Genomic DNA, 22,844 nt, shown 5'->3' with positions numbered 1-22,844 from the left:
ACCATGATCCGAACCCTGCGGCTCTCGATATACTACCAGCTGCTGATGGCCCTGCGCATGAAGCAGGCCATGTTCTTCACGCTGGCTTTCCCGCTGTTCCTCTTCGTGCTCTTCGGCAACCTCTGGGGCCAGGGCGACCCGGACCACCTCCTGTTCACGCTCACCGGCATCCTGGGCATGAACGTGGCCACCGAGGGCATCTTCGCCATCGGGCCGGCCATCAAGGACTACAACTCCTCGGGCATTCTGCGCTACTTCAAGAAGCTGCCCTTCAATATTCTCACGCACTTCTTCGGCCTGATCAGCAGCCAGCTGCTGCTGATGCTGCTCTCCACGGCGCTGCTGCTCGTCACCGGGGCCCTGCTGTTCGGCATCCGCCTCACGCCGGCGCTGCTCGGGCAGGTGCTGGCCGGGCTCACGGCGGGCCTGACGGTGTTCGGCTTCATCGGCCTCTCGGTGGCTTTCCTGAACGTGAAGAAGGGCGGCGGGGTGGCCCAGCGCGGCAGCCTGGCCAGCGCGGTATACTACGTGCTGGTGTTCCTGAGCGACGCCTTCTACCCGCTGGGCGACATCAACCCGGTGCTGGGCCAGGTGCTGCACTTCTCGCCCATGAACCCGGTGCTGCAGCTGCTGCGCGGCGAGCCGGTGGCCTGGCTGACCCTGGTGGCCTGGACGGCCCTGGCCCTGGGCTTCTTCCTCTTCCAGTTCCGCCGCTTCACCTCCGCCCGCTAGCCCGCCCGATGGAACCGCTGCTGCTCCCCCTCACCATGCTGGTGCTGCTGTTCATCCACGAGTCGGGCCACGTGCTGGCGGCCAAGCTGCTGGGCCTGCGCGTGACGAAGGTGGGCATCCTGACCAAACCGATTCCGCACCCCTACGTGGCCATCCGCTGGTCGCCGGTGCGCTGGAAGGTGCTCATCTTCTTCTTCGTGGGCGTGGCCCTCACCCTCACCCAGTTTGCCCTGCTGCTCGGCACCACGCGCTTCTTCGACCAGCGCTACGTGTACCTCGGCTTCTGCGCCCAGCTGGTGCTCGAAACCAACCCGGTGTACTCCGATTTCACCCTGGCCAAGCAGTTCGTGAGCGGGCAGGGGCGGCAGGCCACCGACATGTTCAGCCTGCGCTGGTACGTGCACGTCACGCTCTGGCTGCTGCTCATCATCGGGCTCTTCAGCCCGCGCTACCTCTACGGCCTGCTCTTCCTCTAGCCCGCGGGCCCGCCCTTCCCGTCACCCCTACTCTTTCTGGACTATGAAAACCGCGTTCGTTCGAACCCCGGTCCTGACCGCCCTTTGCCTGGCCCTGCTGGGCGGCAGCGCCCCGGGCAGCATCCTGCCGGCGCTGCGCCCGCCCCACGCCGTGCTCCAGCTCGATGTGCAGGCCGAAACCGACAAGGCCCTCGACCAGGCCCTGCGGGCCCGCAGCCCCGAGCCCTTCGTGCACCTGCGCCAGCGCCTGCGCCTGGCCGATGCCAGCCAGGCCCGCTACTGGCACGGCTACGTGGCGCTGCACGAGTCCATCTACTACCTGCAGCAAAACGACCGGAAGCGCGCCGAGCAGGTGGTGGAAAACGGCCTGAAGCAGCTGCAGGAGCCGGCCCCGCAGCGCGCCGAGGACTACGCCCTGCTGGCCCACCTGCAAAGCTTCGCCATTCAGTTTCGGCACGGCATGGCGGCGGCCCTGGCGGCGGCCAAGGTGAAAAGCAACGCCGAGCGCGCCCTGAAGCTGGATGCGCGCAACCTGCGGGCCTACTACGTGCTGGCCTCCAACGACTTCTATACCCCCGCCCGCTACGGCGGCGGCAAGAAAACCGAGGGCTACCTGCTGAAGGCCCTGGCCCAGCCCGACCAGTCGGCGGCCGGCGCCCAGGGGCCCAGCTGGGGCCGCGAGCAGACCTACGAGCTGCTGGTGCGCTTCTACCACCGCGAGCAGAAACCGGCCCTGGCCCAGAAGTACTACGCCGAAGCCCGGCGCCGCTACCCCAGCAGCACCACGCTGGCCGAGCTGGGCAAAGCCCTTGAGCAACCCGCGGCGGCTTATAACTAACGGGCATAAGGTACAACCCGCGGTTGTTGAAACTGCCCCGCCCGGCGCCCCACATTTGCTCACCGACATCAAACGCCAAACCTTTCACCTTCAAAACCTTAACCCCAACCCCCTTCTCCAATGAAACGCATTACGCTTACCCTCGCCCTGCTGCTGTCCTTCGCCTTCGCCGGCCTGGCCCAGACGCCCGCCACGCTGGAAACGGCGGTAGCCAAGTTTGCCTCGGCCCACTCGCGGACCGAAGTGCAGCAAACCGCCAACGACTTCGAGCGCCTGAGCTTGAGCGACAAGACGGCCTGGCTGCCGGCCTACTACGCCTCGCTGGTCAACACCATCGTGGCCTTCACCGAGAAGGACAACGTGAAGAAGGACGCCCTGCTCGACAAAGCCGAGAAGTTCCTGGCCCAGGCCACCAAGCTGCAGCCCCAGAACGAGGAAATCGAGGTGCTGCGCGCCAACATCGCCAACGCCCGCATCACGGTGGACCCGCAGAAGCGCTGGCAGAAATACGGCGACATCGTGGAGACCAGCCTGAAAAAGGCCGAGAAGCTGAACCCCAGCAACCCCCGCGTGACGCTGCTCAAAGCCCAGAACCTGTACTACACGCCCAAGGAGTACGGCGGCGGCAAAGACAAAGCCCTGCCGGTGGTGCAGGAGTCGCTGGCCCAGTTCGGCGCCTTCAAGCCCGCCTCGCCCCTGCACCCGGTGTGGGGTGAAGACCAGGCCAAGCAGATCCTGGCTTCCTGCCAGAAGGCCGAGAAAACCTCGAAAAACTAAGCTGGCCGGCGGCTCCGCTCCTCAGGGCGGGGCCGCCGACGCCTTGGCCCGCCGCCCACTCCTGCCGACGCCCCATGAACTTCTCCCGCCACCTGTTTGCCCACTCCCTGCGCGGCGTCCTTGGCTCGCTCGGGGTTTGCGTGCTGATGGCCTACGGCATCAGCGGCATCGTGTACTTCACCACCGAGTTTGTCTACGTCACCGAGGAAAGCCTGGTGTACATGCTCGGCACCATCGGCGCCAACATCGTGGATGCGGTGGTGGCGCTGCTGGTGTGCCAGGTGGTGATGCGCCTGCGCCGCCACGGCCTGCCCCGGCGCTGGCAGCAGTACGCGGCCGTGATGCTGGCCACCCTGGTGCTGGCCCTGGTGGCCGAGTGGCTGATGTGGCTGGTGCTACGCCAGCTGGACGGCAGCGGCCTGCCGCTGGGCGGCGAGTCGGCCCTGCCGGTGAAAGTGTCGCCGGTGGTGGTGGCCGTGCTCTACTACTTCCTCTGGGAGCGGTACTCGCAGCTGGGCCAGACCATCAGCGACCAGGCCTACCAGCTGCTGCAGCTGGAAAAGCTGCGCACCAAGGCCGAGCTGGACGCGCTGCAGGCCCGCATCAACCCGCACTTCCTCTTCAACGCGCTCAACAGCATTGCCAGCCTGGTGACGCTGGACCCGGCCCGCGCCGAGGAAATGACCCTGCTGCTGGCCAAGCTGTTTCGCTATACCACCGGCACCAGCGGCTCGCCCCTGAACGCGGTGCACAGCGAGCTGGACATCGTGCGCACCTACCTGGCCATCGAGCAGGTGCGCTTTCAGGAGCGCCTGACCTATTCCGTGGACGTGGCCCCCGCGCTGGAGCACCTGCTGATTCCGCGCTTTCTGCTGCAGCCCCTGGTCGAAAACGCCGTGAAGCACGGCATCTCGCGCCTGGCCGAGCACGGCCACATCCACGTCGACATCCGGCGCCGCGGCGCCGAGGTGGTGCTGGCCGTGCACGACAACGGCCCGGCCTTCCCGGGGGCGGTGCTCCCCGGCTACGGCCTGCAGAGCATTCAGGACAAGCTGCGCCTGCTCTACGGCCCCGACGCCACGCTCAGCATTCAGGCCACGCCCCGCAAGCAGGTCGAAATTGCCTTTGCGGCCCATTTGCTCACTTCATCTTCCGATTCCCCAACTCATGCAAGCCATTCTGATCGACGACGAGCCCCTGGCCCTCCGGCGGCTCACGTCCTTGCTTAGCCACTACCCCGCCGACGTGCAGGTGGTGGGCCAGGCCGCCAACGGTGCCGAAGGGCTGACCCTGGTGCGCGCCCTGCGCCCCGACGTAGTGTTCCTCGACATCGAAATGCCGCTGCTCAACGGCTTCGAGCTGCTCTCGCAGCTGGAGGAGCTGCCCAGCGTGGTGTTCACCACCGCCTACGACCATTACGCCGTGCAGGCCTTCGAGGAGTGTTCCATCGACTACCTGCTCAAGCCCATCGAGCCGGCCCGCCTGGCCAAAACCATTGCCCGGCTGCGGCAGCTGCGCCCGGCCCGCTCCACCGCCGGCCTCAACCTCGACGACCTGGGCCAGCTGCTGCAGCAGCTCAAGCCGCGCGAGACGCTGCGCAGCCTCTCGGTGAAGTCGGGCGAGAAAATCCTGCTGCTCTCGATGAACGACATCAGCTACTTCGAGTCGCAGGAGCGCTACGTGTTCGTGCGCACGGTGGAGGGCCAGCAGTACCTGAGCAGCTACACCATTGCCGCGCTGGAGGAAAAGCTGCCCGAGCAATTCGTGCGCATCAGCCGCTCGTGCATCGTCAACACCCACCACATCAGCAACCTGCAGCGCTACTTCGGCGGCAAGTTCCTCGTCACGCTCACCGACCGCGCCGCCTCGTGCCTGGAAACCGGGCTGGCCTACGGCGGCAACCTCAAGCGCCTGATCGAGCTGTAGGGGCGGGCCCCAATCGGCCGGGGCGGCGTACCTTTGGGCTATATCCCTCCGGCATGACCCGCACGTTTTTCCTGGTGGCCGCTGCCCTGCTGCCGCTGGCCGCCCTCGGCCAAACCAAAGCCACACCCGCCCCGGCGGCCGCTTCGTCCACCGCGCAGCTGGAAAGCCAGCTCAGCACCGAAATCTGCCAGGATTTCGAGAAGCTGAACGCCGCCAAGCCCTTCGCCCGGCTCAGCCAGGAAGAGGCCCGCAGCACGCTGCAGCAGTCGATGATGCAGACGGCCATGCGGCATCCGGCCGAGGTGGAGCAGCTGATGCAGACCGGCGGCGCCGATTCGCAGCTCGCCATGCAGGCGCTGGGCCAGCGGGTGGGCGTCAAGCTGATGACCGATTGCCCCGTGGCGCTGGTACTGTTTACGCGGCTGGCCGGCCGCCCGGCCGAGACGGTAGCGACCCTTGATCTGACCGTTACGGAGGCCGAACGGCCCCTGCTGGAGAAGCTGGCGCAGGGCGTTTGCGCCGACCTCACCGCAGTTACCGCCAAGCAACCCCTGGCAGGCCAGTCGGTAGACCAGCGCCTGCAGCTGATTCAGCAGGCGATGCAGCGCGTCACCAAGGCCCACGCCAAGGAAATCAGCGCCCAGTACGGCCCCGAAATCTTCCTGGATTCGGAGCGGCTGCAAACGATGGGGGCCAAAGTGGGCAAGCTGACCACAAGTCAGTGCACGGCGCTGGTCGCCGCCTTCGGCACCAATTAATTCCTTGGTCCACACGCGCAACGGCCCGCCGAGCAAATGCTGCTCGGCGGGCCGTTGCGCGTTTCGGTGCCGGGGCTGCCCTACGCCGGCTGGGGCTGGCCCTCCTTGGTGGCCAGCTGCCCGCAGGCTGCGTCGATGTCCTTGCCGCGCGAGCGGCGCACGTTTACCTGCACGCCGCGGTCGGCCAGGTACTTCATAAAGGGCACGAGGCGGTCTTCCTGAGCATTGAGGAAGGCGGCCGGCGCAATGGGGTTGTACTCGATCAAATTCACCTTGCAGGGAATCCACTTCGTGATTTCCAGCAGCGCCTTGGCATCCTCGATCGAGTCGTTGAAGTTGTCGAACACGATGTACTCGTAGGTCACCATGCGGCCCGTCACCTGGTGGTAGTGCTGCAGGGCCTCCTTCAGCACCGGCAGCGAGTTCGACTCGTTGATGGGCATGATGGTGTTGCGCTTCTCGTCGGTGGGCGCGTGCAGGCTCAGCGCCAGGTTGGCCTTGAAGCCGTCGTCGGCCAGCTTCTTGATCATCTTGGAGATGCCGGCGGTGCTCACGGTGAGGCGGCGGGCAGCCATGCCCAGCCCCTCCTTGTTATCGGTGATGCGCTCCACGCTCTTGAGCACGTTGGCGTAGTTCAGCAGCGGCTCGCCCATGCCCATGTACACGATATTGGTGAGCGGGGTGCCGAAGTGCTCCTGCGCCTGCTGGGCGATAATGGCCACCTGGTCGAAGATTTCGGCCGTGTCGAGGTTGCGCTTGCGCTCCATGTAGCCGGTGGCGCAGAACTTACAGGTGAGCGAGCAGCCCACCTGCGAGGAAATGCAGGCCGTCATGCGCTCATCCTTGGGGATGAGCACGCCCTCGACGAGGTGCCCGTCGTGCAGGCGGAAGGCGTACTTGATGGTGCCGTCCGAGCTTTGCTGCTGGGTGTGGATCTGCACCGCGTTGATAGAAAAGTGGGCTTCGAGCAGCTCGCGGGTGCTCAGCGAGATGTTGTTCATCTCGCTGAACGAGGTGGCTACGTTGCGCCAGAGCCACTCCATCACCTGTTTGGCGCGGAAGGGCTTTTCGCCGTGCTCAACGAAGAAAGCTTTCAGCTCGTCGAGCGAGAGTTTGCGGATGTCGCGTCGGGTGACGATGGGCAGCGTAATCATGGCACAAAGGTACAAACTAGCCGCCGCTTAGGTTCCCGGCGCGGGTGGTCATTGTGCTGTATGAATCCATTGACTCAGAACGTCATGTCGAGCCCCGCAGGATGTCTTGCGGGTTGAATCCGAGTAGTTGCCGTCATGCTGAGCCTGTCGAAGCATCTCTACCGCTTCGTTGAACACTATCTGACGAAGCGGTAGAGATGCTTCGACAGGCTCAGCATGACGTTCTTCTAAATCACTCATTCACCTTGCCCCGTCAGGCGGGTGGCCACCTCGGCGGGCAGGCTCCGCAGCTTGCGGGTGGTATAGTCGAAGCAGAGCATGCCGGTTTTGGCGCGGGCAATGTCGCGGCCGGCGGTGGTCTGCACCTGGTACACCACGTCGAAGCCGTACTTGTGCAGTTCGGTAGCAGCCATCTGCACGCGCAGCACGTCGCCGTAGAAACCCTCCCCTCTGTACTCGACGGCCAGATCGGCCATGATCAGGCCCTGGCCGGTGGCGGGGTCCAGCTCCGCCAGCTGCACGTGGCGCAGAAACTGCACCCGGGCCTCGTGCAGCAGGCTCACCAGGGCGTCGTTGCCGAGGTGGTTGCCGTAGTTCAGGTCGGTGATGCGCACGGGCAGTTCCACGGCCACGGAAAAGGACTGGGGCAGGACAAGTTTGATTCGGGCCATGAGCCGGCAAAAAAAGCGCGCCGGCGGTGAAACTTACCGGGCCGCAGATACGATTAAGGCCGCGCCGCCGGGCGAGGCAGCACGTTGAAAGACAAGTTTTTCGGGGGAGGCAAATATCGGCATGCCGAATTGGTGAACGAACGTTTTGCCCGTATCTTACCCCGCCGCCCGGCTCCCCACCGGTTCATTCTCCCCTCTGTTCCCTTCTTCTTCACCGTTCCCCTAATGATTGTAGAAGTACGCCCCACGGCCGACGGCTCCAATACGCTGTACGTGCCCGCGCTCGACGAGCATTACCACTCCACGCACGGCGCCGTGCAGGAGGCGCTGCACGTGTACCTGCAAGCCGGGCTGGAACCGGTGCTGGCCACGGCCACCGGCCCGGCCCCGGTGTGGGTGCTGGAAATCGGCTTCGGTACCGGCCTGAACGCGCTGCTCACGCTGCAGCGCAGCCTCACCGCCAAGGCCCCCATTTTCTACGACACCATCGAGAAGCATCCGCTGTCGGCGGCGGTTATCCGCAAGCTCGGCGCCGAGCGCTACATCCTCAACCCCGAGCTGCTGGAGTGCTATGAATTGCTGCACGAGGCCAGCTGGGAAACGCCCGAGGCCCTGACCGCGCAGTTTGCCCTGCTCAAGCTGGAAGGCGCCCTGCAGGATCTGCCCCTGGCCGAAGACACCTACCAGGTTATCTATTTCGACGCCTTCGCGCCCGAAAAGCAGCCCGATATGTGGACCGACGAGGTGTTTCAGCAGCTCTACGCCGCCGCAGCCCCCGGCGGCTGCCTGGTGAGCTACTGCGCCAAGGGCTCCTTCAAGCGCAGCCTGAAAGCCGCCGGCTGGCAGGTGGAAAGCCTGCCCGGCCCGGCCGGCAAGCGCGAAATGACCCGGGCCTGGAAACGCTAAAACCCGTCGAAGACCCCGTAGCGCGCGATGGAAGTGGAAATAGCCTGCCCCAAATGCGACTGGCAGCCCCAGGCCGGGTCGCGCTGGCAATGCACCTGCGGCCATTCCTGGAACACGTTCGACACCGGCGGCACCTGCCCGCGCTGCCTGCACCGCTGGCACGACACGCAGTGCCTGAGCTGCGCCGGCTGGTCGCCCCACCTCGACTGGTACCGCAACCTGGACCAGTGGGTGGCCGAGCAACTGGTAGCCGAGCTGCAGCCCGTGGCCCGCTAATTCTGATTATCCGTTGACGGCCGGTGCCGGGCACTTCTGCAGCCCGGCACCGGCCGCTTTCGTTTGCCATGAAGCTCAACCGTCTTCTCAACCAACTCACCGAGGCCGAGTACCGGCACCTGCTGGCCAACTACCGGCGCTACACCGATTTCAACTCACTGGGCCTGTTTCGCAGCCTGCTCGAAAACGACAAGCTGGACCTGGCGCAGCGCCAGCGCCTGCGGGATGCCGCCATCGACGTATTTCCGAAGTTCTACGCGTTTCTGCAGCTGAAGGACCCGCGCACGTATTTCCGCCTTTGCACCCTGGGCCAGGAGCTGACCGTGGCCGACGAACGGGCGTTTTGGAAGCAAATCAGCCAGGCGCAGCAGCGCCTGCTGGCCGATAAGCGCCTCCGGCACCGCAACTTCGGCACGTACTCCAAGCACAGCTGCGGCTACGATACCTGTCCGCTTAACGGCCTGATGATTCGCCCGGGCTCACCCATCATGGAAGATGCGGTGTGCTTTTCCACCGACCGGCGCAGTCCCTGGCTCGGCCACAACCGGCGCTCCGACCAGCGCTGCCGGGCACGAACAGCGTGGGCTAACGGCCGCGGGCACGTCGAAGAATAACAATCGACCCGGTCTGTTTCCGCGGTTCCGCGTAAGTTGAAGCCGCATTATGAGTCAACACTTCCTCGATACCGAAGGGCCCGGCTGGGTGGAGCGCGGCATCATCAGCCCCGCGCAGCTGCAGCAGCTGCGGGCGCTGTACCCCGAGCAGCCCCGCGCCATCGGGCTGCTGCCGATTCTGGGCTCGGTGCTGGTGGGCCTGAGCGCGCTGAGCGTGGTGGCCGCCAACTGGCAGGACCTGCCCGAAGTTTTGCGGCTGGGCCTGCTCATCGGCGCGCTGGTGGGCGCCTATGCCGGCAGCGAGTATTTCCTGGCCGGCGGGCACCGCGGGCTGGGCGTGGGGCTGGCCAGCCTGGGCTTGCTGCTGTTCGGGGCCAGCATCGTGCTCACCAGCCAGCTTTACCAGCTCGTGGGCTACGACGTGACCGGGCTGCTGGCCTGGGTGGTGGCCGGCGTGGCGCTGACTTACGTGTACCAGAGCCGCACGCTGCTGCTGCTCACCGTGTTTATCGGGGCCATGGCGCAGGGCTACAGCGTGGGCAGCCTGAGCACCTACAGCTACGCCACCGCCCTGCTGACGGCCGGCGGACTGGGCTACTACTGGTGGCGCCGCCCCGACGGCTTCTGCGGGGCGGTGCTGGCCACCGGGCTGCTGTGGCAATCGGCCCTGCTGATCGAGCACCTGCACCTGAAAATCACCTGGTTTTTCGTGCCGACCATGCTGGTGTACGCCGTCGGTGACTGGCAGCCGGACCGGCCGGCGGCCCGCACCTGGCAGGCCCCGCCGCTGGTGGCCGCGTTCCTGTTCATGCTCGGGCTGGCCATGTTCGGCGAGGCCGGCAGCTACACCGACCGGCTCCGGCCGCAGTTCGTAGGATTTCTGGGGGCGCTGCTGCTGGTGCTGCTGATTTCGGTGGCCGGCAAGCGCGCCCGCGGCCGCCTCGGCAGCACCACCGACTGGCTGCTGCTGCTGCCCGGCTACTACTTTCCCGGCGGGCTGCCGCTGGCCGTGGCGGCGCTGGTGGTGCTCTACGCCTACTCCGGCTCGGTGCTCTACCGGGGCTTCCGCGAGCAGGCGCCCGAGCGCGTCAACCTCGGCACCGTGCTCTTCGTGCTGACCACCATGGTGGCGTACTTCAAGCTGACCTGGGACTTCCTGAACAAGTCGTTGTTTTTCCTGCTCGGCGGGCTCTTGCTGCTCGGCCTGAGCTGGTACCTGCGCCGGCAGGCCCGCACCCTGCCGCCCACCGACCAGCCGCCCACGTCGCTTCCCTGATGGTCATGCTACCGCTTTTTTCGCCCGTGCCCGAACGTCGGCGCCGCTGGCTGCTGCGGCTGGTGGCCGCGCAGGTGCTGTTTGTGCTGCTGGTGGCCGCGGCGGGCTACGCCGTCAGCCACTACGGGCGCACCGTGGCGCTGCGCACCTCCCCCGTCGACCCGCGCGACCTGCTGCGCGGCGACTACGTGAGCCTGAATTACGACATCAGCCAGGTGCCGCGGCGCCTGTGGCGCGGCGAGGAGGAGCCCCGCCGGCGCCGGCCGGTGTACGTGCAACTGCAGCCCACCGCGGCCGGCTACCACCGCGCCGTGGCCGTGTACCCGGCCGCGCCCGCCGCCCTGCCCGCGGGCCACGTGGTGCTGCGCGGCTGGATCGGCAATGTGTGGCGGCAGGGCCTGCAGCTGCGCTACGGCCTGGAGCGCTACTACGTGCCCGAAAACACCGGCCTGGGCCTGCAGCGGCAGCCGCTGCTGGTGCGCATCAGCATCGCGCCCTGGGGCCAGTCGCGCATCACCGGCCTGGAAAAGCTGCCGGCCGACACCGCGCGCTGAGCGGCTTGTCTGGCAAGAACTCCGGCGCATTAACACGTCCCCTCACACAACGGCGCCCGGCTCTCAATCCTGAAAGCCGGGCGCCGCTGGCTGTTATCAGCTGCTAACGGTGCAGCAGCGCCAGATCGGCCGGAGCCGTGTCGACCACAGCGTACTTGTTCTGGCCGGTGATGGTCATTTCGTCGAGGGCGTCGACCATGTCGCGGTAGGTGGCCTCGGGCGTGGTTTTGATGAGTACCAGCAGGTTCGGGTTGCTGCGGCGCTGCTCCAGCAGCACCCGGCGCAGGCCGTCGGCGGCGAAACTGGTGGTGCGCAGCGCGGGCTGCGCGGCGGGGTCGTTCAGGCCGAGGAAGTAGTGTACCTGGCCGTTTTTGTCGAGCAGCAGGGTCAGGGCGTTGCGGGCGGGCACGCCCGTTTCGGGGCCTTTCGCGGGCATGGTCAGCTGCATCACGTTGGGCTTACTGAACGTGGTGGTGAGCATGAAAAAGGTCAGCAGCAGAAAGGCCAGGTCCACCATCGGCGTCATGTCGAGGCGAAAGGCGTGCTTTTTGGCGCGGGGCTTGGCACTGCGGGGCTGGGCGGCGGCTTGGATTTCGGCCATGACGGATAGCGGGTTTGGGGTGAATACCTACCCGCTGAACGGCCCCGCCTTCCCGCTTATTGCCCGCCCGCCGGCGGGCCGAAGTGCCACACCCGCTCGGGCGTCACGCAGGCGTGCAGGGGCACGTCGCCGGGCCACACGTCGTCGATGCGCGGCACCGGCGGCTCCAGGCTCAGCCCGATGCGCCGGGCCTGCGGGCATTCCAGCAGAAACCGGTCGTAAAAGCCCTTGCCGTAGCCCACGCGCTGGCCCTGCTCGTCGAAAGCCAGCAGCGGCAGCAGCACCACATCCAGCTCGGCCGGCTCCATCCGCGGCGCCGCCATCGGCTCCGGAATGCCCCAGGCGCTTTCCACCAGCGGCGTGTCGGGCGTCAGCAGGCGGTGCGTGAGGGTGCCGTCGGCTTCCACCACCGGCACGGCCACCCGGGTGCCGGGCTGCTGGGCCCACAGCTGCCGGATGAGGGGCCAAGTATCCAGCTCCTGCCGCCGCTGCAGGGGCAGAAACACGTGCACCGCGCGCCACGCGGCCACCTCGAAGCTACTGAACAGCCGGGCGGCCACCTGCGCGCTGCGGGCAGCCAGCGCGGCCGGCGGCAGGGCCCGGCGGCGGGCCAGCATCAGGCGGCGCAGGTCGGCTTTCAGGACCACGGAAGAACGATAAGAACGGATAACGACGAGGCGGCCAACGCGGGCGGCGCCCGTTATTCCTCTTCGATGACGGTGAACTGCAGCGCCAGCGGGTCGAAGGCGTCGATGAGCTGCGCGATGAAGCCGGGGTTGTTGGTCAGGATGCTGAGCACGTTGTCGTGGCGCTCCTGCAGGCTGCCGGCCGGAAACAGCTTTTCCTTAAGCCCGCTGAGCTGGTTGTAGGCCGTTTCGTGCTTGGTTTCGGCGGCCTTGCTCAGGCGCTTTTCCAGCCCGGCCACGATGCCCGTCGCCTTCTGCTGCTCGGCCGCCACGGTTTTCACCAGCGTCGGGTCCAGGCGCTGGGCCAGGGCCGACACGGCGGCAAAGGCCTCGGCCAGCTGCCGCTGCTGCTCGGCCAGGCTCACTTCCTCCTGCCCCACGGCGGCGGCCACCTGCTTTTTCAGCTCGGGCAGCGGCCGGAACAAGTCGTCGGGGCTCAGGCCCAGCTTGCGCAGCTTGCCCAGGTGGGTGCGGCCCACGTACAGGGCCGAGTTGCGCAGCAGCACCAGCGGCATGGGCACCTGGTAGTGGTCGAACACGCCCTTGAGCTGCAGCCAGTAGTTCACTTCGGCCCCGCCGCCCACGTAGCAAAGGTTGGGCAGCAGCAGCTCCTGGTAGAGCGGGCGCAGCACCACGTTGGGGCTGAAGTGCTCGGGGTGGTCCTCGGCGTGGCGCACGGCCTCCTCCACCGGCCAGCGCAGGTCGGTGTTGCGCACCACCACCTGGCCGTCTTCCAGCTCCAGCCGCTCGCGCGGCCCGGCATCGGTGAGGTAAAACAGGTTGAGCGGGCGCGTGTATACCTGGGGCTTGTAGCCGGCGGCCTCCAGGGCCGCGTCGGCGGCCTGCACGGCCTGGTAGGCGGGCTGGCGGCGCAGCTCCTCGGCCAGCACCGGGGCCAGCACGGGCTTGAGCGCGGCGTCGTCGGGCTCCACGCTCACCAGGCCGTACTCGCCGAACAGGGTGTGCACGAGGCGGCGCATGGCTTCGGCCAGGGTCTGGCTTTGCTCGTAGGCCTCGCGAAAGGCGGCGGGTACCTCGGGGGGCAGCTGGCTGAGCACCTGCTCGGCCAGGCCATCGAGCCGCAGCCGGCCCACGGGGCCGCCGGTGCCTTCGGTCTGCCACTCCAGCTTGCGGCCGAAGAGGTGCAGGTGGTTGATTTCGGCGAAGTCGTGGTCTTCCGACGCCAGCCAGTATACCGGCACGAAGTCGTGCTGCGGGTACTCGGCTTTGAGCTGCCGGCAGAGCTTAATGACGGTGGCAATCTTGTAGATAAAGTAGAGCGGGCCGGTGAGCACGTTGAGCTGGTGGCCGGTGGTGACGGTAAACGTCGTGTCCCGGGCCAGCAGCGCGAGGTTCTGCTGCACGGCCGGGTGTACTTCGGGCAGGGTTTCGTACTGGCGCTGCAGGGCGGCCGTCAGGCGGGCGCGGGTGGCGGCGGGATATTGTGCCTGTTTCTCCTGCATCTGCTCCCGAAAGGCCGCCAGCGTGGGGAAGCGGTGGTAAAACGGCTGAAGCCGGGGCTCCTGCTGGAGGTAATCGGAAAGGAAGGAGCTGAACGCGCCGGTGGCGGCGTAGGGCAGACAGTGCACGGGCATGGGGGAACCTTGGGGAAACGGTGCGGGCTGCAACGTTCGCAAAAAAACCGCACCCCGCCCCGAATGTTCAGACGTAACCTTATTTCGCCGGCTGCGTCTTTTTTGCACCGTGGTAATTCTGTATATTGCTTAACCACCCTTCACCGCTTGCCTCCACCCATTTATGCACCTCTTCACGCTTCCCTGGGTCTGGTTGACCCTGCTCGGGCTGTTGCCCTGGCTGTTCACCATCTGGCACATTCGCAGCGGTGAATTTCCCGGCCGCTGGGAACGGCGGCGCTGGTTCAATACCGTGACCTACCTGCCCGTCATCGGAATGTGGCAGTACTGGACCAGCGGCGTACACCGCCGCAACCTCTCGCACCACTAAGCCCGGCCCCGGCCGCCGCCGAGCGCCCGGCTTCGATTTATGCCACCGCTGCCACCCTTCCGGGTGCGTTGCGGTGGCTTCTTTTTTGGATAGGCCGGGCAGACATTAAATATATTTAATGTTATATGTTTTATTGCAATTGTTACATTTTGTGGCAAAAAATGAGCATATTTATTCCTGCCCTGCTGCTATGAAACCACGCGCTACGTACTTCTCTCACCTCGATGGCCTGCGCACCGTGGCTTGCCTGGGCGTATTTCTGTTTCACTCGCTGTTCATCTACGCCTACCTCTGGACGCCCCACGACGCGCCCGTGTTTCGCTACGGGCTGCGCCTGCTGAGCCTGGGCGCCCAGGGCGTGAGCCTGTTTTTCGTGTTGTCGGGCTTTCTGATTACCTACCTGCTGCTGCAGGAAGAGGCTGCGCGCGGCCGCGTGAGCATCGGGGCGTTTTATTGGCGGCGCGCGCTGCGCATCTGGCCGCTGTATTTCGTCTGCATGGGCTTCGGTTTCGTACTGGTACCCTGGTACATGCACCTGACGCAGCAGCCCTGGCACGAAACGGCCGACCCGGGCATGTTCGCCCTGTTTCTGGCCAACTTCGACGGATTTCGCCACGGCAACGCCATTCCCGCCGCCTTCAACCTGGCCGTGCTCTGGTCGGTATCGGTGGAGGAGCAGTTCTACCTGGTGTGGCCGGTGCTGCTGATGGTGCTGTTTCGCTGGTGGCGGCCCGGCGCCTGCCTGCTCATCATCGGCCTCTCGCTGTGGTTTCGCTACACCCACCCCACCGACGAGGCCCGGCTCTACGCGCACACCCTCTCGGTGGCCGGCGACCTGGCCGTGGGCAGCCTGGCCGGCTGGGCCAGCTTCCGCTACGCCGGTCTGCGGGCCTGGCTGGGGCGCTGGCCGCGCTGGGCCGTGCCCGCGGTCTACCTCGGCTTGCTGGTGCTGCTGGCCGCCCAGTACGTGCTCGGCCCGCACCCGCTGAACGTGGCCGTGGAACGACTGCTACGGGCGGCGTTTTTCGCCTTCATCGTGCTGGAGCAGAATTACGCCGCGCACTCCCCGTTCAAGCTCGGGCGCAGCCGCTGGCTCACGTACTGGGGCACGTATACTTACGGCTTCTACTGCCTGCACCCCATCGTGCTCATGGTGGTGAGCGAAACCATCAGGCAGTTCGGCCTGCCCACGCAGTTGCCCACGGTGGTGGGGCTCACGCTGGTGAGTTTGCCGCTGAGCGCGGGCCTGGCCTGGCTGAGCTACGAGTACCTGGAGCGGCCCTTCCTGAAGCTGAAAACCCGGCGCCTTGCGGCGCCGGGTGTCGGCAGCCCCCGCACCAAGGAGGCGCGCAAAGCTGTGGTCAACGGCTAAAGGCTTATTTTATCACTTCGCCGTACAGGTCGAAGTCGGAGGCTTCGGTAATCTTCACCTGGGCAAAGTCGCCGAGGCGCACGTACTGCTCGGTGGCGGGCACCAGCACTTCGTTGTCCACTTCGGGCGAGTCGTACTGGGTGCGGCCCACCCAGTAGCCGCTTTCCTTCCGGTCGAACAGCACTTTGTAGGTGTTGCCCACTTTCTGCTCGTTCAGCTCCATCGAAATGCCCTGCTGCAGCTCCATGATGGCGTCGGCGCGCTCCTGCTTCACCTCGGCGGGCACGTTGTCTTCCAGCGAGAAGGCGTGGGTGTTTTCCTCGTGCGAGTAAGTGAAGATGCCCAGGCGCTCAAACTTGGTCTTCTCCACGAAGTCGTACAGCTCCTGAAAGTCCTGCTCCGTCTCGCCGGGGTGGCCGGCAATGAGGGTGGTGCGCAGGGCAATGTCGGGCATGCGCTGCCGGATCTGGTCGACCAGCTCCACCGTGCGGCGCTTCGAGATACCGCGGCGCATCGTTTTCAGCATGTTGTCGCTGATGTGCTGCAGGGGCATGTCGAGGTACTTGCACACGTTTTCGCGCTCCTGCATCACGTCCAGCACTTCCATCGGGAACTGCGAGGGGTAGGCGTACTGCAGCCGGATCCAGTCGATGCCGTTCACGTCCGAAATGCGGCGCACCAGCTCGGCCAGCTTCCGCTCCCCGTATTTCTCCAGGCCGTAGTAGGTCAGGTCCTGGGCAATAAGAATCAGCTCCTTGGTGCCCAGGCGGGCCAGCTTGGTGGCCTCGGTGACGAGGTCATCCATCGTCTTATCCACGTGCTTGCCGCGCATCAGCGGGATGGCGCAGAACGAGCAGGGGCGGTTGCAACCCTCGGCAATCTTGAAGTAGGCGTAATGCTTGGGCGTGGTGAGCAGCCGCTCGCCCACCAGCTCGTGCTTGTAGTCGGCGTTCAGGGTCTTGAGCAGCTGGGGCAGCTCCAGGGTCCCGAAGTAGGCGTCGACCTGCGGAATTTCCACTTCCAGCTGGTCCTTGTAGCGCTGCGAGAGGCAGCCCGTCACGTACACCTTGTCCACCTTGCCGGCTTCCTTGGCGTCGGCGTACTGCAGGATGGTGTCGATGCTTTCCTGCTTGGCGTTGTCGATAAAGCCGCAGGTGTTGATGATGACGATGCCCGATTCATCTTTGGTCGATTCGTGGGTTACGTCGTAGCCGTTGCCGCGCAGCTGGCCCATCAGCACTTCCGAGTCCACCAGGTTCTTGGAGCAGCCCAGGGTGATGACGTTGACCTTGTTGGCCCGATTGCCTTTTACTTTCATTCTGCCTGTGGCGCGAAGCTTCACTTCGCGTATCGTTGAGCGGCACCGCCCGCCGGGAAGCACCTAGTTCTGAACAAATTGCCGCGTTTTCGCCACCGGCGAAAATCGGAGGGCAAAGGTACGAACCCGGCAACGCCTTTTCCTACTGTGAACGTTCCTTTGCCCGTAGCGCGACCTTCCCGTTCGCGTATCGTTGCTGATGTCCGAACGATTGGCGTTCAACGATACGCGAACGGGAAGGTCGCGCTACAGCCCGCGGCCGCCCGTCAGCACCCCGTACGCGGCCGGGGCCACGCGGCGCAGCCCGGCCCCTAGCAATACCGCCAGGGCCACCACCGCCAGCGGCAGCAGCAGAAACGTGAGCATCTGCTGCTCGGGCCAGCGGCCCAGCACGGCTTCGGTGGCGTAGTTGACCAGCGGCACGTGCAGGGCGTAAATCATAAACGAGAAGCCCGTCAGCCAGACAAACCAGGGCCGGCGCATGGAGGCCCGCACCGCCGCGTTCGAGCCAAACCACATGACCAGCACGCCCAGCAGCTCGGCGGCGCGGTGCAGCAGCGTCATCGGAATAAACGGCGGGTGCGCGTAGTGAAAAGCCAGCCAGGTTTTCAGCCCGACAAGGCCCAGCCAGAGCACCGCGAACGGCAGCAGCCGAAACCAGCGCGGCTGCAGCAGCACTTCTTGGTCGCGGCGCCGCAGCCACACGCCCAGCCCGAAAAACAGCAGCCCGGTGCCTTCGATCAGCAGCACGTTGATATCCAGCAGCCACAGCAGCGCCGCTACGGCGAAGTAGGCGCCCGCGGCGCGGCTTAGCACCCAGCGCAGGGCCGGGTAGGCCAGGTTCAGCACCAGCAGGCTGCGCAGAAACCAGAGCTGAAAGGGCACCGGCGCCAGCAGCCAGCGCAGCAGCAGCTGCCCCGGCGAGTAGCCGCTGACAAAGGGGTTATCCGGCCCGAAGATGCTCAGTGCCGCCTGCTGCACCAGCTGCCGGGTGTAGGGGTGCTGCTCCAGCGCCCAGGTGAAGACCAGCCCGAGCAGGCTCCAGAGCAGGTAGGGCAGCAGCAAGGTGCGCAGCCGCCGCTTCACCCGCTCCCGGTGCGGCGTGCCCGCGTCGTGGTGGGCGAAGAGGTAGCCCGAAATGGCAAACAGAATCGGGATGCGGAAGCGCAGCAGCCCGTTGGCCAGAAAGTACTGCAGAAAGGTACCCACCGCCAGCGGCTCGTCGACCGGCGTGAAGGGCTGCAGGTAGCGGCTGTGCAGGTTGTAGGCGTGCACGTACACCAGCAGCAGCATGGCTACCAGCGACCAGAACCGCAGCTTCTGGCTCAGAAACGCATCGAGGCGGGCGGGCGGCACCACAACCGGGGCCGGCGCTTTGTAAACGACTTCCATAACCTAGCAGATGCGCCCGGTGGCGCAGCCGTTGGCTAGATAGTCAGATAATTTGCCCGGCGCACTCGCATAATCGGGTGAGCCCGGGGCCTTACTGCTGCAGGTCGAAGGAACCGTTCTCGATGCGCAGCGTGCTTTGCGCCCCGGTAGCAAAGCGGCCCCGGAGCCGCTTGCTGGCGGCATCGTAGCTGATGGTATGGCTGGCCAGGGTTACGGGCACCACCTGCCCGTTCACTTTCGCCTCCACCTGATAAAGCTGTAATTCGCCCCACCCCGTCACGTACGGGCCTTGCCGGTAGCTCAGCGTTACAGCGGTCCGCCCATCGGCATCAGCACCGGTCACGGCCAGCGTTTTTTCGCCGGGGCTCCAGGTTTCGTACTTGGTTGGCGTCCATTGCTTGAGCTGGCCGTTGATGGTTACCTCCATCGTACTGGGGGCCGGCGGAGCGGGAGCCGGTTGCACCTCCTGCTTCTTGCCACACCCCGCCAGCGCCACCCCCAGCACCAACGGAATAACCCGCACCGCTCTCATCAAATAGCGTCCAGCCACGGGCCTTACTTCTTGGAAAACAGCGAATCGACGAAGGTGCGGCGGTCGAACAGCTGCAGGTCGGTCATTTTCTCGCCCACGCCGATGTAGCGCACCGGCACGTTCAGCTGGTCGGAAATGCCGATGACCACGCCGCCCTTGGCCGTGCCGTCGAGCTTGGTAATGGCCAGGGCCGTCACCTCGGTGGCTTTGGTGAATTCCTTGGCCTGCAGGAAAGCGTTCTGCCCGGTGCTGCCGTCGAGCACCAGCAGCACCTCGTGCGGCGCGTCGGGAATCACCTTCTGCATCACGCGCTTGATCTTGCTCAGCTCGTTCATCAGGTTCACCTTGTTGTGCAGGCGCCCCGCGGTGTCGATGATGACCACGTCGGCCTGCATTTCCACGCCCTTCTGCACCGCGTCGTAGGCCACGGAGGCCGGGTCGGTGTTCATGCCGTGCGAAATGACGGGCACGCCCACCCGGTTGCCCCAGATGATGAGCTGGTCGACGGCGGCGGCGCGGAAGGTGTCGGCCGCGCCAAGCACCACTTTCTTGCCGGCGGAGTGGAAGCGGTGGGCCAGCTTGCCGATGGTCGTGGTTTTGCCCACGCCGTTGACGCCCACCACCATAATCACGAAGGGCAGCCCGTTGGCCCGGTCGCTGCGCTCGAGCACGGCCGTTGAGCCGGAGTCGTTCTTTTGCAGCAGCTCGGCAATTTCCTCGCGCAGAATGCGGTCCAGCTCCGAGGTGCCCACGTACTTGTCGCGGGCCACGCGCTTCTCGATGCGGTCAATAACCTTCACCGTGGTGTCGATGCCCACGTCGGCGTGCACGAGTACGGTTTCCAGCTCGTCGAGCACTTCCTCGTCGACGGTACTCTTGCCCACCACGGCTTTGCTGAGCTGGTCGAAAAAGCTGGTTTTGGTTTTTTCCAGCCCCTTGTCCAGGGATTCGCGCTGCTCCTGGTTTTCCTTGTCCTTCTTAAAAAAATCGAACAGGCCCATGTATCTGGTGCTTCGTGCCTAGTGCTTGGTGCTTGGGAGACAGGCAGCCGCGGCTGCCTTCCGTCTGCGGCGACGGAGGGGTGCCACCGGCCCAGGCACCAAGCTCTGAGCACGCAGCACACCGGGGGTAATACGCAAAAAAGTCCCACGGAAAGGCGGGACTTCTTCACTTATTGAACGGGCGCGTAACGGTGGCCCCATGGGGCACCGGATGGGCGTTGGCACAGCCTCTTGACCGTACGCACCCGCTAAAGGCCTTACTTGGTGCCGGTAGCGAGGAACTCCTGCACTTTGTCAACGGGCACCATTTCCTCCTTGAAGGTGTAGGCGCCGGTTTTGGGCGAGCGGACCGCACGGATAACCTTAGCCCAGTCTTTGCCGCCCGAGGTTTTCAGGGTAGCTACTACTTTCTTAGCCATGACTCAGCTTACTTGATTTCCTTGTGAACGGTCATTTTCTTGAGCACCGAGTTGTATTTCTTCAACTCAATACGCTCCGGAGTATTTTTCCGGTTTTTCGTCGTGATGTAGCGCGAGGTGCCCGGCTGGCCCGAGTTCTTGTGCTCGGTGCACTCCAGGATTACCTGCACCCGGTTTCCTTTCTTGGCCATCGTGGTACGGTCAGAACGTGGGTTTCGATTTTAGGACTGCAAAGATACGAAATGGTTTGAAAAAGTCAAACACCTGAGTGGTTGTTCGTTGTTGATTTCTGGTTATTCCTTGGCCGTGGCCCGGCCCGAATGGCTGGCAGCAGGCCGTATTGCCCGCTTTGGCGACGCCGGAAAAGGAATAGCCAACAACGAAAAACGGGCCGCTTACTTCAGCTCCGGCAGCTTAAAATTGTCCAGGGCGCTGGCCTTGGCCATCATGGCTTCCACTTCGGCCACGGTGCGCGGGGCTTCCTTGGAGAGGTTTTCCCAGCCCGCGGGCGTGATAAGCACGTCGTCTTCGATGCGCACGCCGATGTTCCACCACTTCTTGTCGCAGGGGCTGCCTTCGGGAATGTAGATGCCGGGCTCCACGGTGATGACGTTGCCGGCGGCCAGCGGGCCGTAGCGGCCCCGGTCGTGCACGTCGAGGCCGAGGTAGTGGGAGGTGCCGTGCGGGAAGTAGCGGCGCACCTCCGCGTCTTCCTTGATGATGCCGAGCTTCTTGAGGCCTTCGGTAATGACGCCGGCCGCCGCCTCGTGCGGGGCGCGGAAGGTGGCGCCGGGCTTGCAGGCCAAGAAGGCGGCGTCCTGGGCGGCCAGCACCAGCTCGTAGATCTGCTTCTGCTCGGGGTTAAACTTGCCCGAGGGCGGGGCGGTGCGCGTCACGTCGGCGGTGTAGCCGTGGTACTCGGCGCCGCAGTCCATCAGGATGAGGTCCGAGCCGATGCGGGGCTTGTCGTTGGTTTCGTAGTGCAGGATGCAGCCGTTGGCCCCCGCCCCCACGATGCTGGGGTAGCCCTCAAACTCGGCCCCGTACTTTTTGTACACGTACTCGTGCAGGCCCTGCACTTCCATTTCGCCCATGTTGGGCTTGAGCGCCTTCATCACCTCCTGCTGCCCCACCGCGCTGATGCGGATGGCGCGGCGCAGCAGCTTGATTTCTTCCGGCGTCTTCACCTCGCGCAGCTGGTCCAGGGCCTGGCCCAGCGTCGTGATGTCGATGCGGGCGACGGGGCGGCTGGCCACGGCCTTTTCGCGGGCTTCCTTGGTGTCGGCTTTGAGGTAGGCTTGCACGTAGGCGTCGGCCGCCAGGGCCGGCTGGGCGCTGGCCTGGGCCGTCAGGTAGGGCCGCAGGTTGTCGGCGTTGGCCACCCCGAAGCGGCTGATCATCTGGTGCAGCTCGGCCACGCGGGGGTCGAAGTCGGCCGGAATCTTGGCCTGCTGGCGCAGCGTGGCCACGAGGCTGAAGAGGTCGGCCGGGTCGTTGGCGTCGTCGCGCACGTCGGCGGGCAGCTCCGTCAGCAATACCTGCCCGAACTTATCCCAGTTGATGCCCGCGGCGGCAAATTCCTTGTTGTCGGCCACGTATTGCAGCTTCAGCTCCTGCTTCACGCCGTCCTTGCCCAGGCGGCGGCCGTTCCACAGCTCGCGCTTCGGGTCGCGGGGCTGCACAAACAGGGCCTCGGTCACGCCGCTCTGCCCGCCCACCGTCTGCGGCTCCTTGAAGAGCACGAGCACGCCGTCGGGCTCGTCGTAGCCCGTGAGGTAGTAGAGGTCGGGGTTTTGGTGAAAGATGAAGCTGACGTCGTTGGCGCGGTTGCGCATCGGGGCCGTAAAGATGACCGCCGCCGCGCCTGCGGGCAGCAGCTGGCGCAGGGCTTCGCGGCGGCCGCGGTGGAAGCCCGGGTCCAGAAAATCAGCGGGGCGACCGGGGCCGGCCGGACGCTGGGCCAGGGCGGGCGCGGCGCTCAGGGCGCCCGCGCAAAGCAGCGCGAAGGTTCCGCGACGGAACCACGACATCGACTTCATACCAAAAATAAGCGGGGCTGCGCGCGGCACCGGAGGCGGTGGCGCTGGCCGTGGTTGAAAGAAGCGAAAGTTGGGCGAAAGTTGCGCTGTCGCGGCCACAACTTTCGCCGGGGCCGCCGCTTACGGAGCCGGACGCAAAAAAGCCGTTGGCCGCCCAACAGCTAGTGTCGGGCAGCCAACGGCGCGGTATCAACCAGCCGGGACTAGTATACTACGTAGCCTTCCTGCTTGGCTTTCTTGAGCACGGCCATGATGCCGTTCTTGTTGATCGTGCGGATAGTCGAAGCGGCTACGCGCAGCGTTACCCAAGCATCCTCTTCGGGGATGTAGAAGCGCTTCTTCTGCAGGTTCGGGTAGAACTTGCGCTTGGTCTTGTTGTTGGCGTGCGACACGTTGTTACCAACGCGCGTGCGCTTGCCGGTCAGATCACAAACTCGGGCCATGGCTATGTGTACTTTGAAGTGACGATGCTAGAAAAAGGGACGCAAATATCGGCAAAAGTCTGACTAAGTCAAACTATCCCTGAAAAATAGTGCGTTAGCCTTCCCCGCACCGGGGCCG

At 65.2% G+C, this 22,844-nt stretch carries 27 protein-coding genes; 14 read left to right on the top strand and 13 right to left on the bottom strand.

Annotated elements, in window-relative coordinates; all coding sequences use genetic code 11:
• The first annotated feature begins 3 nt into the window (after nt 1-3).
• From DLM85_RS08365 to DLM85_RS08335, 7 genes are all read left to right on the top strand, one after another.
• Nucleotides 4-732, top strand: coding sequence for an ABC transporter permease (locus tag DLM85_RS08365; protein WP_111477658.1), 729 nt, complete (start codon nt 4-6; stop codon nt 730-732).
• An 8-nt stretch (nt 733-740) separates the two neighbouring features.
• Complete coding sequence (locus DLM85_RS08360; RefSeq protein ID WP_111477657.1) at nt 741-1,208, top strand: site-2 protease family protein; 468 nt, start codon at nt 741-743, stop codon at nt 1,206-1,208.
• A 43-nt stretch (nt 1,209-1,251) separates the two neighbouring features.
• A complete protein-coding gene (locus DLM85_RS08355) occupies nt 1,252-2,046 on the top strand; it encodes a hypothetical protein (RefSeq protein WP_111477656.1) in 795 nt (264 codons plus the stop codon).
• A 120-nt stretch (nt 2,047-2,166) separates the two neighbouring features.
• On the top strand, nt 2,167-2,823 hold the full coding sequence (locus tag DLM85_RS08350) for a hypothetical protein (protein ID WP_111477655.1): 657 nt from the start codon (nt 2,167-2,169) through the stop codon (nt 2,821-2,823).
• Nucleotides 2,824-2,897: 74 nt separating this feature from the next.
• Entirely contained in the window at nt 2,898-4,052 is a 1,155-nt protein-coding gene (locus DLM85_RS08345; RefSeq protein ID WP_111477654.1) for a sensor histidine kinase, read from the top strand.
• Complete coding sequence (locus DLM85_RS08340; protein WP_111477653.1) at nt 3,991-4,749, top strand: LytR/AlgR family response regulator transcription factor; 759 nt, start codon at nt 3,991-3,993, stop codon at nt 4,747-4,749. The genes DLM85_RS08345 and DLM85_RS08340 overlap by 62 nt, the downstream gene beginning before the upstream one ends.
• Nucleotides 4,750-4,802: 53 nt before the next feature.
• Nucleotides 4,803-5,507, top strand: coding sequence for a hypothetical protein (locus DLM85_RS08335; RefSeq protein WP_111477652.1), 705 nt, complete (start codon nt 4,803-4,805; stop codon nt 5,505-5,507).
• Nucleotides 5,508-5,587: 80 nt separating this feature from the next.
• On the opposite strand, the gene rlmN is transcribed toward DLM85_RS08335, so the two are convergent.
• Both rlmN and DLM85_RS08325 read right to left on the bottom strand, forming a co-directional pair.
• Complete coding sequence (gene rlmN / locus DLM85_RS08330; RefSeq protein WP_111477651.1) at nt 5,588-6,661, bottom strand: dual-specificity RNA methyltransferase RlmN; 1,074 nt, start codon at nt 6,659-6,661, stop codon at nt 5,588-5,590.
• 236 nt (nt 6,662-6,897) lie between these two features.
• Nucleotides 6,898-7,332 (bottom strand): thioesterase family protein, encoded by a 435-nt coding sequence (locus tag DLM85_RS08325; protein ID WP_111477650.1) that lies wholly within the window; start codon nt 7,330-7,332, stop codon nt 6,898-6,900.
• A 225-nt stretch (nt 7,333-7,557) separates the two neighbouring features.
• Here DLM85_RS08325 and mnmC2 point away from each other — a divergent pair, with 225 nt between their 5' ends.
• The 5 genes from mnmC2 to DLM85_RS08300 all read left to right on the top strand — a co-directional run bounded on the left by mnmC2 (nt 7,558) and on the right by DLM85_RS08300 (nt 10,958).
• The gene (mnmC2, locus tag DLM85_RS08320; protein ID WP_111477649.1) at nt 7,558-8,238 is read left to right on the top strand and encodes a tRNA (5-methylaminomethyl-2-thiouridine)(34)-methyltransferase MnmC2; all 681 of its coding nucleotides are present in this window, start codon (nt 7,558-7,560) and stop codon (nt 8,236-8,238) included.
• Nucleotides 8,239-8,265: 27 nt separating this feature from the next.
• On the top strand, nt 8,266-8,514 hold the full coding sequence (locus tag DLM85_RS08315; RefSeq protein ID WP_111477648.1) for a hypothetical protein: 249 nt from the start codon (nt 8,266-8,268) through the stop codon (nt 8,512-8,514).
• A 68-nt stretch (nt 8,515-8,582) separates the two neighbouring features.
• Nucleotides 8,583-9,128, top strand: coding sequence for a hypothetical protein (locus DLM85_RS08310; protein WP_111477647.1), 546 nt, complete (start codon nt 8,583-8,585; stop codon nt 9,126-9,128).
• Between the two features lie 49 nt (nt 9,129-9,177).
• Nucleotides 9,178-10,404, top strand: coding sequence for a DUF2157 domain-containing protein (locus tag DLM85_RS08305; RefSeq protein ID WP_111477646.1), 1,227 nt, complete (start codon nt 9,178-9,180; stop codon nt 10,402-10,404).
• A 5-nt stretch (nt 10,405-10,409) separates the two neighbouring features.
• The gene (locus tag DLM85_RS08300; protein WP_165822063.1) at nt 10,410-10,958 is read left to right on the top strand and encodes a GDYXXLXY domain-containing protein; all 549 of its coding nucleotides are present in this window, start codon (nt 10,410-10,412) and stop codon (nt 10,956-10,958) included.
• A 103-nt stretch (nt 10,959-11,061) separates the two neighbouring features.
• Here DLM85_RS08300 and DLM85_RS08295 read toward each other — a convergent pair whose 3' ends face one another.
• From DLM85_RS08295 to bshC, 3 genes are read right to left on the bottom strand one after another with little or no spacing between them, the layout of a single operon-like run.
• Nucleotides 11,062-11,559, bottom strand: coding sequence for an ExbD/TolR family protein (locus DLM85_RS08295; protein ID WP_111477644.1), 498 nt, complete (start codon nt 11,557-11,559; stop codon nt 11,062-11,064).
• A 56-nt stretch (nt 11,560-11,615) separates the two neighbouring features.
• Nucleotides 11,616-12,206, bottom strand: coding sequence for a 5-formyltetrahydrofolate cyclo-ligase (locus DLM85_RS08290; protein WP_243635901.1), 591 nt, complete (start codon nt 12,204-12,206; stop codon nt 11,616-11,618).
• 53 nt (nt 12,207-12,259) lie between these two features.
• Nucleotides 12,260-13,840, bottom strand: coding sequence for a bacillithiol biosynthesis cysteine-adding enzyme BshC (gene bshC, locus DLM85_RS08285; protein ID WP_111477643.1), 1,581 nt, complete (start codon nt 13,838-13,840; stop codon nt 12,260-12,262).
• Between the two features lie 163 nt (nt 13,841-14,003).
• Here bshC and DLM85_RS08280 point away from each other — a divergent pair, with 163 nt between their 5' ends.
• Nucleotides 14,004-14,210: a hypothetical protein gene (locus DLM85_RS08280; protein WP_111477642.1), complete on the top strand. Its 207-nt coding sequence runs from the start codon at nt 14,004-14,006 to the stop codon at nt 14,208-14,210.
• Between the two features lie 190 nt (nt 14,211-14,400).
• Nucleotides 14,401-15,582 carry an acyltransferase family protein gene (locus DLM85_RS08275; RefSeq protein WP_165822062.1) on the top strand — a complete coding sequence of 394 codons (1,182 nt, stop codon included), beginning with the start codon at nt 14,401-14,403 and terminating at the stop codon, nt 15,580-15,582.
• A gap of 4 nt (nt 15,583-15,586) precedes the next feature.
• Here the strand turns inward: DLM85_RS08275 and rimO are convergent, their stop codons facing one another.
• From rimO to rpmB, 8 genes are all read right to left on the bottom strand, one after another.
• Nucleotides 15,587-16,900, bottom strand: a complete 1,314-nt coding sequence (gene rimO / locus DLM85_RS08270; protein WP_111477640.1) for a 30S ribosomal protein S12 methylthiotransferase RimO — start codon at nt 16,898-16,900, stop codon at nt 15,587-15,589.
• Between the two features lie 246 nt (nt 16,901-17,146).
• Nucleotides 17,147-18,292: an acyltransferase family protein gene (locus DLM85_RS08265; RefSeq protein WP_111477639.1), complete on the bottom strand. Its 1,146-nt coding sequence runs from the start codon at nt 18,290-18,292 to the stop codon at nt 17,147-17,149.
• Between the two features lie 91 nt (nt 18,293-18,383).
• Nucleotides 18,384-18,719 (bottom strand): hypothetical protein, encoded by a 336-nt coding sequence (locus DLM85_RS08260; protein WP_133256969.1) that lies wholly within the window; start codon nt 18,717-18,719, stop codon nt 18,384-18,386.
• Between the two features lie 128 nt (nt 18,720-18,847).
• Entirely contained in the window at nt 18,848-19,825 is a 978-nt protein-coding gene (gene ftsY / locus DLM85_RS08255) for a signal recognition particle-docking protein FtsY (protein ID WP_111477637.1), read from the bottom strand.
• 257 nt (nt 19,826-20,082) lie between these two features.
• The gene (locus tag DLM85_RS08250) at nt 20,083-20,244 is read right to left on the bottom strand and encodes a DUF4295 domain-containing protein (protein ID WP_111477636.1); all 162 of its coding nucleotides are present in this window, start codon (nt 20,242-20,244) and stop codon (nt 20,083-20,085) included.
• An 8-nt stretch (nt 20,245-20,252) separates the two neighbouring features.
• Complete coding sequence (gene rpmG / locus DLM85_RS08245; protein ID WP_059068866.1) at nt 20,253-20,435, bottom strand: 50S ribosomal protein L33; 183 nt, start codon at nt 20,433-20,435, stop codon at nt 20,253-20,255.
• Nucleotides 20,436-20,639: 204 nt separating this feature from the next.
• Nucleotides 20,640-22,274 carry an aminopeptidase P family protein gene (locus DLM85_RS08240; RefSeq protein WP_111478036.1) on the bottom strand — a complete coding sequence of 545 codons (1,635 nt, stop codon included), beginning with the start codon at nt 22,272-22,274 and terminating at the stop codon, nt 20,640-20,642.
• 212 nt (nt 22,275-22,486) lie between these two features.
• The gene (gene rpmB, locus DLM85_RS08235) at nt 22,487-22,726 is read right to left on the bottom strand and encodes a 50S ribosomal protein L28 (RefSeq protein WP_059068864.1); all 240 of its coding nucleotides are present in this window, start codon (nt 22,724-22,726) and stop codon (nt 22,487-22,489) included.
• Nucleotides 22,727-22,844 lie beyond the last annotated feature (118 nt).

Origin of the sequence: Hymenobacter edaphi (assembly GCF_003258365.1) — a bacterium.
GTDB lineage: Bacteria > Bacteroidota > Bacteroidia > Cytophagales > Hymenobacteraceae > Solirubrum > Solirubrum edaphi.
Note: the sequence above shows the minus strand (reverse complement) of the source record. Positions and strands in the feature narration are given on the sequence as shown.